10 protein-coding genes are annotated in these 15,195 nt (G+C 51.5%); all 10 read left to right on the plus strand.

Annotated features, from left to right (window positions below; genetic code table 11):
- Window positions 1–7: 7 nt before the first annotated feature.
- The 10 genes from CHL74_RS02945 to CHL74_RS02990 all read left to right on the plus strand — a co-directional run bounded on the left by CHL74_RS02945 (window position 8) and on the right by CHL74_RS02990 (window position 15,061).
- A complete protein-coding gene (locus CHL74_RS02945) occupies window positions 8–1,957 on the plus strand; it encodes a DNA topoisomerase IV subunit B (RefSeq protein ID WP_094879631.1) in 1,950 nt (649 codons plus the stop codon).
- A 141-nt stretch (window positions 1,958–2,098) separates the two neighbouring features.
- Window positions 2,099–3,673 carry a S41 family peptidase gene (locus CHL74_RS02950; RefSeq protein ID WP_094879632.1) on the plus strand — a complete coding sequence of 525 codons (1,575 nt, stop codon included), beginning with the start codon at window positions 2,099–2,101 and terminating at the stop codon, window positions 3,671–3,673.
- 1,108 nt (window positions 3,674–4,781) lie between these two features.
- Window positions 4,782–5,681 (plus strand): Rpn family recombination-promoting nuclease/putative transposase, encoded by a 900-nt coding sequence (locus tag CHL74_RS02955; protein WP_094879633.1) that lies wholly within the window; start codon window positions 4,782–4,784, stop codon window positions 5,679–5,681.
- Between the two features lie 103 nt (window positions 5,682–5,784).
- A complete protein-coding gene (locus CHL74_RS02960; protein WP_094879634.1) occupies window positions 5,785–7,323 on the plus strand; it encodes an alpha-L-fucosidase in 1,539 nt (512 codons plus the stop codon).
- A 31-nt stretch (window positions 7,324–7,354) separates the two neighbouring features.
- A complete protein-coding gene (locus tag CHL74_RS02965) occupies window positions 7,355–9,067 on the plus strand; it encodes a hypothetical protein (RefSeq protein WP_094879635.1) in 1,713 nt (570 codons plus the stop codon).
- 300 nt (window positions 9,068–9,367) lie between these two features.
- Entirely contained in the window at window positions 9,368–11,041 is a 1,674-nt protein-coding gene (locus CHL74_RS02970) for a tetratricopeptide repeat protein (protein ID WP_094879636.1), read from the plus strand.
- A 126-nt stretch (window positions 11,042–11,167) separates the two neighbouring features.
- Window positions 11,168–12,175: a DUF4369 domain-containing protein gene (locus CHL74_RS02975; protein WP_094879637.1), complete on the plus strand. Its 1,008-nt coding sequence runs from the start codon at window positions 11,168–11,170 to the stop codon at window positions 12,173–12,175.
- Between the two features lie 56 nt (window positions 12,176–12,231).
- Entirely contained in the window at window positions 12,232–12,804 is a 573-nt protein-coding gene (locus CHL74_RS02980) for a chromate transporter (protein WP_094879638.1), read from the plus strand.
- Window positions 12,805–12,870: 66 nt separating this feature from the next.
- Window positions 12,871–14,241, plus strand: a complete 1,371-nt coding sequence (gene ispD, locus CHL74_RS02985) for a 2-C-methyl-D-erythritol 4-phosphate cytidylyltransferase (RefSeq protein WP_094879639.1) — start codon at window positions 12,871–12,873, stop codon at window positions 14,239–14,241.
- Between the two features lie 16 nt (window positions 14,242–14,257).
- A complete protein-coding gene (locus CHL74_RS02990; protein WP_094879640.1) occupies window positions 14,258–15,061 on the plus strand; it encodes a LicD family protein in 804 nt (267 codons plus the stop codon).
- The last annotated feature ends 134 nt before the right edge of the window (window positions 15,062–15,195 follow it).

Here is a 15,195-nt window from a genome sequence, read left to right on the forward strand (position 1 = left end):
AACAGATATGGAAGAAGAAATCCAGAAACCAACAGTACAATATACCGACGACAACATCCGACACCTCTCCGACATGGAGCATGTCCGCACGCGTCCGGGTATGTACATCGGACGACTCGGCGACGGCAACCTGCCTGAGGACGGCATCTACGTCCTGCTGAAGGAGGTGGTGGACAACTCCATCGACGAGTTTAAGATGAACGCCGGAAAGCGCATCGAAGTGGACGTGGAGGAACGCAAGAGCGTTTCTGTCCGCGACTACGGACGCGGCATCCCGCAGGGCAAGCTCGTTGAGGCGGTCAGCATGCTCAACACCGGAGGAAAATACGACTCGAAGGCGTTCAAGAAGAGCGTGGGTCTGAACGGTGTGGGCGTAAAGGCGGTCAATGCGCTCAGCTCCCGCTTCGAGGTACGCTCTTACCGTGACGGCACGGTGAGGGCGCTCGTCTTTGAGCGTGGCGTGCTGAAGAGCGACGTCACGGAGCCTACGGAGGACGAGAACGGAACGTACATCTTCTTCCAGCCTGACCCTACACTCTTCGTCGGCTACTCGTTCCATGACGATTTCGTGGAGACGATGCTCCGCAACTACACCTATCTCAACTCCGGTCTGACCATCATGTATAACGGTAGGCGCATCATGTCGCGCAACGGACTTGCCGACTTGCTCACAGACACGATGACCACCGAACCGCTCTATCCCATCATACACATGAAGGGCGAGGACATCGAGATAGCCTTTACGCATACCGACCAGTACGGCGAGGAATATCATTCCTTCGTCAACGGACAGCACACCACGCAGGGCGGCACCCATCAGAGCGCCTTCAAGGAGCACATCGCACGCACCATAAAGGAGTTTTTCTCGAAGAACTACGAGTTTACGGACATCCGTAACGGCCTCGTGGCTGCCATTGCCATCAACGTGGAGGAGCCGATGTTCGAGTCGCAGACCAAGATTAAGCTCGGATCTTTGCAGATGGCTCCGGGCGGAGAGAGCATCAACAAGTATGTGGGCGACTTCATCAAGCAGGAGGTGGACAACTATCTGCACATCCATGCCGATGTGGCAGAGGTGATGCAGCAGAAGATCTCAAGCAGCGAGAAGGAGCGAAAGGCAATGGCTGGTGTCACGAAGATAGCGCGTGAGCGAGCCAAGAAAGCCAACCTGCACAACCGCAAGTTGCGTGACTGCCGCATCCATTACTCCGATGCCAAGAACGACCGCAAGGAAGACTCTGCCATATTCATCACCGAGGGCGATTCAGCCAGCGGTTCAATAACGAAGAGTCGCGACGTCAACACGCAGGCTGTGTTCTCCCTGCGAGGCAAGCCGCTCAACTCGTACGGACTGACCAAGAAGGTGGTATACGAGAATGAGGAGTTCAATCTGCTCCAGGCAGCCCTCGACATCGAGGACGGACTCGACACATTGCGTTACAATAAGGTGATTGTTGCGACCGATGCCGATGTCGACGGCATGCACATCCGCCTCCTCATCATCACCTTCTTCCTCCAGTTCTTCCCCGACCTGATAAAGAAAGGACACGTCTACGTGCTCCAGACACCGCTCTTCCGCGTCCGCAACCGACGCACGAAGATAAAGAACAAGAAGGTGGTGGCTGAGGCTGACGCACGTCTCACGGGCAAGGAGCGCAAGAGTGACTTCATCACACGTTACAGCTACAGCGAGGAGGAGCGCCAACAGGCCATCCGCGACCTCGGTCCTGACCCAGAGATAACCCGATTTAAAGGTCTTGGTGAGATTTCGCCCGACGAGTTCGCTCACTTCATCGGACCCGATATGAGGCTCGAGCAGGTGACGTTGCACAAGACAGACCAGGTGCAGAAGCTCCTCGAATACTACATGGGAAAGAACACCATGGAACGACAGAACTTCATCATCGACAATCTTGTCGTGGAGGAGGACTTGCCGGAAGAGGAAATTATTAAGTAAATGACAAAGATATGCCTTAGACGGCGAAACAACGAATTTAAACGAATTGACGAATTGTTGATTGAGATTTTATAATATGTTTTAATTCGTAAATTCGATAAATTCGTTGTTTCCGCGTCTGAGCGTATTATAAAATAAAAAATGAAACGACTGAAATACATTCTTCTTATGCTACCACTGCTTGTGGTAGCCATTGCCTCGGCACAGCACGACAATCCGCTGCGTAAACTGCAGATTGCCGAGCTTGCCATCAATCGTCTTTACGTCGACACGCTTAATGAGGACAAGCTCGTGGAGGACGCCATACGCGGCATGCTCAAGGGACTCGACCCCCATTCTTCATACACCACAGCCAAGGAGACGAAGGCTCTCAACGAACCTCTGCAGGGATCGTTTGACGGTATCGGCATCCAGTTTAATATGGTGAGCGACACGCTCCTCGTCATCCAGCCCGTATCGAAGGGTCCGTCCGAGAAGGTGGGCATCCTCGCCGGCGACCGCATCATCACCGTCAACGACACCACCATAGCCGGTGTGAAGATGGAGCGTTCTGACATCATGCGCCGTCTGCGCGGCAAGCGCGGCACGAAGGTCAGCCTTGGTGTCATGCGCCGTGGCGTGAAGGAGATGCTCCATTTCACCGTCGCCCGCGCCAAGATACCCGTCTACACGCTGGACGCATATTATATGATTCGTCCGCACGTGGGCTACATCCGCATCGGATCGTTCGGTGCCACGACGTACGGCGAGTTTGTCACAGCCACCGACTCCCTGAAGCGTGCCGGCATGAAGAGCCTTATCCTCGACCTCCAGGACAACGGAGGAGGATATCTGAAGGCTGCCGTCGACATAGCCAACGAGTTGCTACGCAAGGGTGACCTTATTGTATATACAGAGGGCAAGGCGCAGAATCGCATGGAATATAAGGCGGACGGAGGCGGCAAGCTGCAGGATCTGAAGCTCTGCGTCCTCATAAATGAGTATTCTGCCTCGGCAGCAGAGATTGTCACGGGAGCCATGCAGGACCACGACCGCGCCACGGTCATCGGTCGCCGCTCCTTCGGAAAGGGATTGGTGCAGCGTCCGATAGAGTTTGAGGACGGTTCGATGATTCGTCTTACCATTGCGCATTACTACACTCCTGCCGGACGATGCATCCAGAAGCCATACGAGAAGGGTGACCGTGAGGACTATGCCCATGATATCGAGAAGCGATTCAAGCACGGCGAGCTTTATTCTGCCGACTCCATTCGCTTCGCCGATTCGCTGAAGTGCCAGACGCTTCGCCGTCATCGCACGGTTTACGGAGGCGGTGGCATTATGCCTGACGACTTCGTGCCGTTGGACACCACACAGTTTACGGCTCTTCATCGTGCTCTCGTAGCCCGATCATTGGTCATCAACGCCACTCTGCGTTACACCGATGAGCATCGCAAGGAGCTTCGCCAGAAATATGCCTCCTTCGATGGCTTCAACGCCAACTTCCAGATTCCTGCCTACGTTACGGACAGCATCATGGCTGAGACTGCCAAGGCGAACGTCAAGCCGAAGGACGATGCAGAGTTGGAGAAGACAATGCCCATGCTCCGTCAGCAGCTGAAGGCGCTCGTTGCCCGAGACATCTGGGACATGAACGAGTATTATCGCATCATGAACGAGGAGAACCGCATCGTCCGCCGTGCGGTGGAAACCATCAAGGAATGGAATAAGTTCTGATGATTTGACATGCAGACATGATTTTTTAGACAAGAAGACATGCAGACATGATTTTTTAGACATGAAGACATGCAGACAGGGTTTTTAGACATGCAGACATGTTTTTCTCACGGTACAAACTGTAGCAGCCGCAGCTTACATAGGAGCTATGGAATCTAAAAAGAACATGTTTTCTTGTCTTACTGTCTAAAAAAATCATGTCTTCATGTCTTCTTGTCTAAACCAACCTGTCTTCTTGTCACAAGACAAATATCGTACAAACGGTAAGAATGTGTTACAAAATAAAAATCGGTTTTAGAGATTTTTCTTGCTGTTTTTGTGGGGTTTTACAGCGTTTGAGACACCCTGATTTATCAATACAGCCACTTTTGCACTCCAATAGTGCCACTATTAGAGTGCAAAAGTGGCTCTTTTATATGATAAAAGTTGCGCTATTGGAGTGTAAAAGTGGCACTATTGCAACCCTATGAGGCTTGTTTAGCTCAGTTATTCATTGCACACTTCGCCTCTCAGTTGTATAATCAGCTGTGCGTCAGCATGATGTCGCTGCACGCTTAAAACTCGAAAATTTCGCACCAAGGATTTCTTAGTGCGCTGAACGAGGAGTATTGAGCATTAGAAATGCAAATATTGTGCTGTCGGCATGATGTCCGCTTCCCTTCCTATTATCTGTAAGCAAAAACGCCTTGTAGCTTACATATTCTAAGTTCTAAACCTTTAATTTTGTTTAAATATTTTGTGTGTTCGAGCACACACTATTGATATATATCAATAAAAGCATATGGTGTATAACTTTTCAATGAAAATGTTTTGTAGGGTGGTGAGAAGATAGTAATTTTGCAGTGTCAAAAGGTTAATAGATTGTTTAGGTTAGTAGTAATAGATTTAGGTTTTTAGTTATTAGGTTTAAGGTAAATTGAACGATTGTTTAACAGGTAACCAATGAGGATTCGTGAGATTCTTCATTCAATTACGAAAAAGGATTTTTAGTTAAACATAGGCTTTACGGCGTTGCTCGGCGAGAGTGGTGCCGTATTTTTTTTGTGTAAAATCTTGAATATTCTGATTTATTGCTGTATCTTTGCCTAACGCTATAATACAATTAGTTATGAGACAATCAGAAGAACGATATATCAGTTTGTTGACTGATTTCGGCTTTAAGCGAATCTTCGGCACAGACCCCAATAAGGAGTTGCTTATCAACTTCCTCAACTCACTCTTTGATGGTGAGGAAGTGATAAAGGACGTGAAGTATCTCAATAGTGAGAATGTGGGTGATGTGTATGCAGAGCGCAAGGCCATATTTGACGTTTATTGTGAGAACGAGAAAGGCGAGAAGTTTATTGTGGAGATGCAGAATGCCTATCAGACATTCTTCAAAGACCGTTCGCTTTTCTATTCAACCTTTCCTATCAGAGAACAGGCTCCTAAAGGCTCAGACTGGAACTTCTGTCTGAAGAAGGTGTATGTTGTTGCTTTGCTCAATTATAAGATGAGCGATGAGGCTTTCGACAGTTCAGACACAATCCATACTATTGCCTTGATGGATACGAAGACCAATAAGGTGTTTAACGCCAAACTGATGTTTAAGTATGTAGAAGTAGGACGATTTGACAAGACCGATGAAGAGCTTACGTCATTGTCTGACAAGTGGATGTACGTGCTCAAGAATCTGTCGCGCCTTGACAACCGCCCTGTTGCTCTACGCGAAAAAATATTCACCAAGCTGTTTGATGCTGCGGCTATAGCCCGCTTCACTCCTACAGAGTTGCGCGAATATGAGGATAGCCTTAAAGCATATCGCGACATTAAGAACTCATTGGATACAGCGAAGGAAGAAGGCAGGGCGGAGGGCCGTGCTGAAGGCAGAGAAGAGGGAATAGAGGCAGGAAGAGCGGAAGGAATAGCAATGGTGGCAAAAACAATGTATGCTAAAGGAATGGATATTGAGACTATTGCGTCAATGACGGGTATGGATAAGAACGAACTGGAAAAACTGCTTGGATAATGCCTTAATCCTAAAGAAATGAGTAACTTTGCATCTGCATTATATCCCTTTTTTACTGAACATCTAAATTTAATTATATATATATTCTACTAAAGCTAAAGCAATGAAGAAAATCACAGTATTGCTCTCTGCTTTGTGCATGGCTGCTATGATGCCAGCCACGTCGCAAGCACAGGGCCAGTTTAAGCTTGTCGAGCAGTCGCTCAACGATCCCGACAACACGCCTCTTCCCGTCTTTCCCGTTCCGAGCGAGCGTCAGGTGAAGTGGAACGAAACCGAATTTTATGCTTTCTTCCATTACGGCATGGACACCTACACTGGAGAAGAGTGGGGTAGCGGTCTTGAGAGCGAGTCGACGTTTGCGCCCCCCAAGGTGCCCAATCCTATGCAGTGGCTCAAGGCAGCACAGTCGGCAGGTATGAAGGGCGGCATTGCCGTGGTGAAGCACCATGACGGTTTCTGCCTCTGGCCTACAGCCACCACCGACCATTGCGTAACCTCCTCTTCCAGCGAGAATGCCAAGAAGACCAACGTACCGAAGGACTTTGCTGACGCTGCCCGTCAGTTGGGCATGAAGTATGGCTTCTATATCTCGCCGTGGGACATGTCGAGCAAGTACTGGGGCGAGCCGGACGGCAAGGGCGGCTATACGGACAACTATGCCAAGAAGGTGTTCCTTCCGCAATGCGTGGAGCTTGCCAAGTATGGCAACGAACAGTTTGAGATGTGGTTTGACGGTGCAACGGGTGGCGACCACGCAGGTGGCTACGGCAGCAAGACCAGCACATCCAAGCGCACCATCGATGACGCGCAGACATATTATGACATCCCCAACCTCCGCGACTCCATCCATAACCTCCTCCCCGATGCCGTTATGTGGGGCGTAGGCGGCGAGGCACGCTGGATTGGCAACGAGGAAGGTCACGCCGGCGAGACCAACTGGGCTATGGGCGATGCTGAAAGCGGCGACGAGAACGGATGGAAATGGCATCCGGGCGAGAGTGACGCAAAGGCCACCACGGGCGGTTGGTTCTGGAAGTCGTACGAGCAGGTGCTCTCCGCCGAGCGTCTTTTCCAGATGTATCTGGAGACAGTAGGCCGCAACGCCACCCTCATCCTCAACCTTCCGCCGGACCGCAGCGGCGAACTGCCGCAGGCAACGGTCAACCGCATGGCTGAGCTGGGCAAGCTGCTCACAGACCGTCTCGGCACCGACCTTGCGCTGAAGGCAAACATCAAGGTGAGCGAGACTCGCGACGCTGGAGCAAACCGCAACTATGAGGCCACGAACATGATTGACAGCGAGAAGGACACATATTGGGCACCCAACGACGGCACCACCTCTGCCACCATCACACTCACATGGGATGAGGCGCAGATCGTGCGTTACGTGTCGCTCATGGAGTATATCCGCCTCGGACAGCGCGTGAAGAGCTTCACCGTGGAGACAAGCGAGGACGGCGTAAACTTCACGCAGCGTGCCTCTAACGTCAAGACCACAACCATCGGCTACAAGCGCATCATTCCGCTTAACGGCATGACTGCTTCAAGCTACGGCACGGGCTACAAGGCAAAGGCTGTGCGCATCACCATCAACGACAGCAAGGCTTGTCCGCTTATCCACACCCTTTCCGTCTACTAATCCTTACATAACTCAATCAAGCTAACAAATCATGAACTTAAAGAAATATATATGCATGGTGGGAATAATCTTCCCGATGACCATCGCAGCACAGCAGGACAAGACTCTGTGCGACTTCGAGAACGCCGACTCATACGCATCGGTCGGTGTATACGACACCTGGGAGCAGTCGCCTTTCCGCACCGGTAAGCTTACGGGCAACTGCCAGGTGGTCAGCAATTTCCTCAACCAGGAGGACGAACAGCTGGGATTCGCGCCTAACGAATCGTCGAAGATTCTGGGCGTACAGCGCTCACGCTACGGTAGCAACACGTTTGGCGCCCTTGTGGAGCTGAAGGAGCCGTTCGCCTTGACGAAGAAGACGCAGTACGTACACGTGATGATGTATTCGCCTAAGGACGGCAATGTGATGCTCATCGGACTCGGCAACCGCGACGACCGCCCATGGCAGTCGAAGAAGACGGAGCAGTTCTGGAGCACGCCGTCCAGCAAGGTGCAGGCTGGCAAGTGGGTGGACATCGTATTCCCCGTTTCCGGCGCCAACGGCATCACTATCCACAACCTCCTTGTCGTTGTAGACCGCAACTCGCCTCATAACCTTACCGAAGACTACGCCGTTTATGTGGATAACATCGTTCTCAGCTCACAGCGCGATCCGTTCTTCTCAACGAAGGTTTATCCCATCAACTATGAGGACAACACCAAGCACACACGTGGTACAGACCGTTATCTCAGCACCATTGGTCTTACGAGCAGCCACGGAGCGCAGACGGTTGATGTCAACCAGTCGTCTGTTGGTACGCTCTACGTCAACAAGATGGACAACTGTCTGCTTGCAAAGCCGGGTGACGAAATCACGCCAAGTTTCACATGGAAGGGCAGTTGGATGTGCGGATACGTTTATCTGGACAAGGGCAACGACGGCGCGTTCAACGTGTCGTACGATGACAGCGGCATAACAGACATGGGCGACCTCATGGCATACTCATACTTTAAGAACTATAACAGTGCCGGCAATTACGTCAGCGGCGAGCCTCAGGTGACGCCGCCGGCATTCGACATCCCCGCAGACCTCAATCCGGGCTTCTATCGTATGCGCTATAAGGTGGACTGGGACTGCGTGGATCCGGGCGGCAACACCAGCTCTTCCAATATGATAACCAATAACGGCGGTGCCATCGTAGACGTGCGCATCAACGTGCATGCCGACAACGTCAATCTCTTCAGAGCTACGGAGGCCAACGGTGGCGGTCTGAACGGTGACATCCTCCTCGCCAACGGCAATGCCGTGACGGGTCAGACCACTCCGTTCAATAAGGCATTCACCATCAAGGCTTCGCCTGCACCCGGATTCGAGTTCGATTATGTGAAGATTCGTCATGGATATAACCTCGAAGGACCTGCCACGGTATGCGAGAATCTTCAGTGGGAGGAAGTGACGGTTAAGGCGTCGCAGTTCACCAATGGCGAGTACACAGTACCTGCCAAGCTCGTTGACGGCGACATTCGCTTCGTGCCTTACTTCAAGAGCACCACAGCCGTTACAACGGCAAAGGCTGACGAGGCTCTCACTCTCGAGACGGTAAAGGGCAAGCTCCTTGCCAAGGCAGCAGCGCCGCAGGAGCTGAGCGTAGTGGACGCTGCCGGACAGACCGTCTTTCACGGCAAGGTTGACGGCAGCCGCATCATCCCGCTCCACAAGGGAGTGTACGTTGCCAACGGCAAGAAAGTGATGGTGCCGTAGTGAATTAGAAATTAGGAATTACGAATTAATGGCAAACCGTAGGAGTGGCGTGCAAGTAAGCCTGCAGCTCCTACGGTTTGCTTTTTCTTTATTTTTTCATATCTTTTTCCTAAGTTTGCTTATATTTCTTTCCTTTACGATGTTATTTATCAAAAAATATTTAAAAAACGGCGAAAAGGACGCTTGTCTCTTTTTCTTTCATTAACTTTGTATGGTATATGAGAGCTTGTGCAGTGTGATATTGCGCAACGAACGTAATTTGTAACAAACATATCTTTATTTATAACAATTATTTTAACAATGCAGAAAAAGAACTTATTATTCCTCTCAGCAGCTTCTTTGCTGTTGATGACATCGTGCTCTAAGCTTGGACCTCTGTCAGCAGACAACTTCACAGTAGTTCCTAATCCGCTGGAGACACAGGCAGGACAGGTGCCCGCTACCATTAACGGCACATTCCCTGAGAAGTACATGAAGAAGAAGGCTGTCGTTACCGTAACACCGGAGCTGCGCTATGCAGACGGTCAGGTGGCTAAAGGCCAGAGCGCCACATTCCAGGGCGAGAAGGTAATGGGCAACGACCAGACCATATCATACAAGGTGGGCGGACGCTACACCATGAAGACTGCTTTCGATTATGTTCCCGAAATGCAGAAGAGCGAGATGTATCTTACTTTCGACGCTCGCATCGGCAAGAAGCAGCAGAAGGTACCTGCAGTGAAGGTGGCTAACGGCGTTATCGCTACATCTGAGCTTTATCGCAAGACTCTCGCTTCTGAGAACGGATGCATCGCTCCCGATACATTCCAGCGCGTTAACGAGAAGAAGCAGGAGGCTAACATCAAGTTCCTCATCAACCAGGCTAACATCCGCAAGAGCGAGCTCAAGAACAACTCAGTGAAGGAGTTCGTGGAGATGCTCAAGAAGATCAATGCTGACCGTGAGGGCTTCAACGTACAGAACGTAGAAATCCAGGCTTACGCTTCACCTGAGGGTGGCGTCAAGTTTAACGATAAGCTCGCAGGCAACCGTAAGAATCAGTCAGAGAAGTATGTTAAGAACACTCTGAAGCAGACCAAGGTGAACGCTGACATCGACGCTCACTATACAGCTCAGGACTGGGACGGCTTCCAGAAGCTCGTTGCAGCCAGCAACCTCCAGGACAAGGAGGTAATCCTCCGCGTGCTCTCTATGTACGAGGATCCGCAGGAGCGTGAGCAGCAGATCCGCAACATGTCAGCCGGCTTCCGTGAGCTCGCTGACGGCATCCTCCCCGAGCTTCGTCGTTCACGTCTCATCATCAACTATGAGACAATCGGTCGCTCAGACGAGCAGATCAAGGCACAGTACAGCGAGGACGCTTCTAAGCTCAGCGCTGACGAGCTTCTCTATTCTGCTACACTCGACGAGCCGGTAGCTAAGCAGGAGGAGATCTACAAGAAGACAGCAGAGACATATCCTAACGACTACCGTGCTTACAACAACCTCGCTGCTCTCGCTCTCGCTAAGGGCGACACAGCCAAGGCTCGTGAGTATGCGCAGAAGGCTGCAAGCCTCGGTGCCAACACTCCGGAGGCTCAGGCCAACCTCGGTCTGCTCTCTCTCATCGACGGTAACGTACAGGACGCAGAGCGTGCCATCGCCAAGTCTTCAGGTTCAGAGTCTGTAAACCAGGCCATCGGTACTCTCGCCATCGCTAAGGGCGACTACGCTCAGGCTGAGAAGGCTTTCGCTAAGGTGAACAGCAACACAGCAGCTCTCGCACAGCTCCTCAACAAGAACTATGACGCTGCTGCCAAGACTCTCGACCGCGTGGAGAATCCTAACGCTATGACAGACTATCTGCACGCTGTAGTTGCTGCACGCCGTGGCAACAAGTTTGCTGCTTCTTCATACCTCAAGGAGGCTCTCCAGAAGGATCCGTCTCTCAAGCAGTATGCTGAGAACGACCTCGAGTTGCAGCTTCTCAAGTAATGACATCACTCTTGCGGACAACCGCAAAGTAAAACAATAACAGACACAGAGGACGAGCAGACAAGGAGATAAGCGAAATGCCTCTCCCTTGTCTGCTTGTCCTTTCTTTTTATATATTAAAGCGAAATGAAGACCATCACACACGCCCTTTTTACCCTTATAGCTGTTGCCGCCATCGCTGCTCTTGCGTCGTGCGGTACGGACGGCAACCACTTCAAGATAGACGGCCGCTTGCTCAATCTCAATCAGGGCGAGTTTTATGTCTACAGTCTTGAGGGAGGCGAGAAGGCTCTCGACACCATAAAGGTGCAGGCTGGACGCTTCACGTACAACGTGGAGTGTACGAGTCCGAAGACTCTGATGATTGTCTTCCCCAACTTCACCGAGCAGCCCGTATTTGCGCAGCCCGGCAAGTCGGTGGACATAAAGGGCGACGCGTCACACCTTAAGGAGATGACCGTGAAGGGAACGAAGGACAATGAACTGATGAACTCCTTCCGCGAGCAGATACATAGCGCCTCGCCGTTGGAGCAAGCCAAGTATGCGCGTCAGTTCGTGGAGGACCATCCCGCCTCGCTTGTCAGCCCGTATCTCGTCCGTCGCTACTTCATCGCCAATGTCCGACCGGACCTCCGTACTGCTGCCGAGCTTCTCAAGCGTATCGAAGCGGCACAGCCTGACAACGGTTACGTCCATCGTCTGCAAGGAATGATAAGCGGAAGAGCCATTATAAACGTCGGCTCCAACCTCCCGCAGTTCCGCACATCCACCATTGACGGCTCCTTTATATCTTCCAAACAGCTCCTTGCTGCCCCCAATGCCGTGGTTGTGGCATGGGCATCGTGGAACTTTAACAGCCTTAGTATGCTGCGTATGCTCTTGCAGAACCAGCAGGGCAAAGCCGAAAAGCCGCTCATCGTGAGCATCTGTCTCGATCCCTCGGTGGAGACTTGCAAGAAGACAATGGAGCAGAACAACATCTCTTGTCCCACAGTCTGCGACGGTAATATGGTGGACGGCACGCTCTTCAAGAAGCTCGGATTCTCCTCCGTTCCTGACAATATCCTTATTCAGAACGGAAAGATAACGGGAGTGTCGCTCAGCAATGAAGAGTTGAGCAGTCGCTTGAATTAATTTAATGTAGGATGTACGGCTTCAAACCGTACCACTCAGCCTAAAAAGCATATATAATGATATTCCTGAAGCTCTTTATCATCTTTACAAAGATAGGCACATTCAATTTCGGTGGAGGCTATGCAATGCTCTCACTCATCCACAACGAGGTGGTGGTGAAGAACGCATGGCTCACCAATTCCGAGTTTACTGACATCGTAGCCATCAGCCAGTCCACGCCGGGACCGATAGGCATCAACGCCGCCACCTACGCCGGCTACGTGGCTGTGCTCAATCAAGGCTATCCTCAATGGCTTGCTGTGGCAGGCTCCGTCATTGCTTCGCTGTCAATAATCTGGCTGCCTTTCATCATCATGATTATCATCTCGCGTTATCTTCTTACGCATAAGGACTCGCCCGTGGTGAAGAGCGTCTTCTCAGGACTGCGCCCTGCTATCATCGGACTGATTGCCGCTGCAGCCCTTCTGCTCATGAACGCCGACAACTTCGGCTCGTGGCAGACCGACCATCTGCGCTTCGGCGTAAGCGTAGCACTCTTCGCTGCCGCCTTCTTCCTGACGCGAAAACTGAAAGCCAACCCCATACTTGTGATGATAGGTTGCGGACTTGTCGGTCTTGCAGTATACTAATCACAAAATAATTGTGTAACTTTACATCCCGAACTATATATACTTTACATCCCAAAATCCTATACAATGAAAAGAAACATAGCCGTTATACTTGCCGGTGGCGTAGGAGAACGTCTCGGCATGTCCACACCAAAGCAGTTCTTCAAGGTGGCTGGTAAGATGGTAGTGGAGCACACTGTCGACGTCTTTGAGCGTAATCCGCGCATTGACGAGATTGCCATCGTGTCTAATCCGATGCTCATCAGCGACTTCGAGAATATCGTCTTGCGAAACAAGTGGCGCAAGGTGAAGAAGATTCTTAAGGGCGGTAAGGAGCGTTACGACTCGTCGTTGTCTGCCATCCGCGCCTATCAGGACGAGGACGTCAACCTCGTCTTCCACGATGCCGTGCGCCCGCTTGTCAGCCAGCGCATCCTTAACGACGTCATCGACGCGCTTAAGGACCATCGTGCCATCGACGTTGCCATCCCTTCTGCCGACACCATCATCGAGGTGGACGACAAAGGCTATATCTCTTCCATTCCCGACCGCTCGAAGCTTCGCCGCGGACAGACTCCGCAAGCGTTCGACCGTCAGCTCATAGCCGACGCTTACGAGCGTGCCCTCAAGGACCCGCAGTTTAAGACAACGGACGACTGTGGCGTAGTGCGCAAGTATTCTGACGAGCCTGTCTTCGTGGTTAGAGGCGAGGAGAGCAACATGAAGCTCACCTATCGCGAGGACACATACATGCTCGACAAGCTTTTCCAACTGAAGAATACGGAGCCGCAGGACATATCGCACGTCGGCGATATCTTCCGTGACAAGGTGGCTGTGGTATTCGGAGGCAGTTACGGCATCGGTAAGAACATCGTGGAAATGCTGGAGCAGAGCGGCGCCCGCGTATTCTCTTACTCGCGTTCCGAGAACCGCATCGACGTGGGACAGCGTGAGGACGTGGCACGTGCACTTACCGAGGCGCACGAGCAGGCAGGACGCATCGACTATGTTATCTGCACAGCTGGCGTGCTCAACAAGGAACCGCTCACCACTATGGACTACGCCACCATCCAGGCTGCCGTACAGACCAATTATCTCGGAACGGTGAACGTGGCGCTTGAGGCTCATCCTTACCTGAAGCAGACCGAGGGCAAGCTCGTCTTCTTCACCTCCAGTTCATACACACGTGGTCGAGCTTTTTACAGCATCTATTCTTCCACAAAGGCTGCCATCGTAAACTTCGTACAGGCTGTAGCGCAGGAATGGGACGGCGACGGCATCAAGATAAACTGCATCAACCCTGAACGTACCAAGACTCCGATGCGTCAGAAGAACTTCGGCATCGAGCCGGACGACACGCTCCTCATGCCCGAACGTGTGGCAGAGGCAACGCTTCGCACCCTCGCATCAGACTGTACGGGTCAGGTGATTGACGTGAGAAGAAAGGTTGAAAACTGATAATTGTGTGAAATCTATGGATAATCTCGAACAGTTTAAGCTTACGCAGTTGCGACGTGCGCAGCTGAAGCAGCTCTCCATTCTGGAGGAAATTGACCGCATCTGCCGCAAACACTCCATCCGCTACTGGCTGGACGGTGGCTCGCTGCTTGGTGCGGTGCGTCACGGCGGCTTCATCCCTTGGGACGACGACATCGACATTGCCATGCCTCTTGAGGACATGCAGCGCTTTGTGGAGATTGCTCCGAAAGAACTGCGTGAGGGTCTGCGCTTGCAGACTCCCGAGACGGAGGACACGAGAGAGCCTATTGTGAAGGTGCGCGACCTCAACTCCTTCTATGTGGAAGGCAATGAGGACTTCTCGCTCAACTACAGCAAGGGACTGTTCGTGGACATCTTCCCGATGATTGACTATCCCAACGTGTCGAAGAAGTTCTGCAAGAAATATGGCAAGGGAATGTCGAAGTGTTACTCCATCCTTCATCATTCCCATCGCTATTCATGGCGAGCCGTAATGGAGCTGTTCTATTTCGGTGCGAAATACATGTATTATAAGTTGATGTGGAAGTTGGCGTTTGCCACTCGCAAGACGGGCACCTTCTTCTCCAACGTCCTCATCAACAACGGTTATGGCATCATGCACCGCCGCGACCAGCTTTTCCCTCTCTCCACAATAACCTTCGAGGGTAAGACGTTCTCGGCTCCGCATGACACCGACGCTTACCTCCGCGACCTTTATCGCGACTATATGGCTATTCCGCCAAATGAAAAACAAAAGGTGCATGCCGTGTTTATTCTGCCGGAATTGATGAAAGAATAAACGTTTTTTTGAACTGATATTTAAGCATACAAGGCAAACATAGGAGGCTATGGCGTCCTCGCCGTAGCCACGCAGCCTCCCATATCAATATACCAACCATCTTATACAGCAGTTTGGTTGTTCGTGGGTGCGTG

This window comes from Prevotella sp. 885 (genome assembly GCF_002265625.1).
Taxonomy (GTDB): Bacteria; Bacteroidota; Bacteroidia; order Bacteroidales; family Bacteroidaceae; genus Prevotella.

Excerpts from the sequence above, each read along its gene's own strand:
- CHL74_RS02955 (WP_094879633.1), top strand. The coding sequence starts at position 4,782 with ATGAGACAATCAGAAGAACGATATATCAGTTTGTTGACTGATTTCGGC.
- CHL74_RS02965 (WP_094879635.1), top strand. The coding sequence starts at position 7,355 with ATGAACTTAAAGAAATATATATGCATGGTGGGAATAATCTTCCCGATG.
- CHL74_RS02950 (WP_094879632.1), top strand. The coding sequence starts at position 2,099 with ATGAAACGACTGAAATACATTCTTCTTATGCTACCACTGCTTGTGGTA.
- CHL74_RS02980 (WP_094879638.1), top strand. The coding sequence starts at position 12,232 with ATGATATTCCTGAAGCTCTTTATCATCTTTACAAAGATAGGCACATTC.
- ispD (WP_094879639.1), top strand. The coding sequence starts at position 12,871 with ATGAAAAGAAACATAGCCGTTATACTTGCCGGTGGCGTAGGAGAACGT.
- CHL74_RS02945 (WP_094879631.1), top strand. The coding sequence starts at position 8 with ATGGAAGAAGAAATCCAGAAACCAACAGTACAATATACCGACGACAAC.
- CHL74_RS02960 (WP_094879634.1), top strand. The coding sequence starts at position 5,785 with ATGAAGAAAATCACAGTATTGCTCTCTGCTTTGTGCATGGCTGCTATG.
- CHL74_RS02970 (WP_094879636.1), top strand. The coding sequence starts at position 9,368 with ATGCAGAAAAAGAACTTATTATTCCTCTCAGCAGCTTCTTTGCTGTTG.
- CHL74_RS02975 (WP_094879637.1), top strand. The coding sequence starts at position 11,168 with ATGAAGACCATCACACACGCCCTTTTTACCCTTATAGCTGTTGCCGCC.
- CHL74_RS02990 (WP_094879640.1), top strand. The coding sequence starts at position 14,258 with ATGGATAATCTCGAACAGTTTAAGCTTACGCAGTTGCGACGTGCGCAG.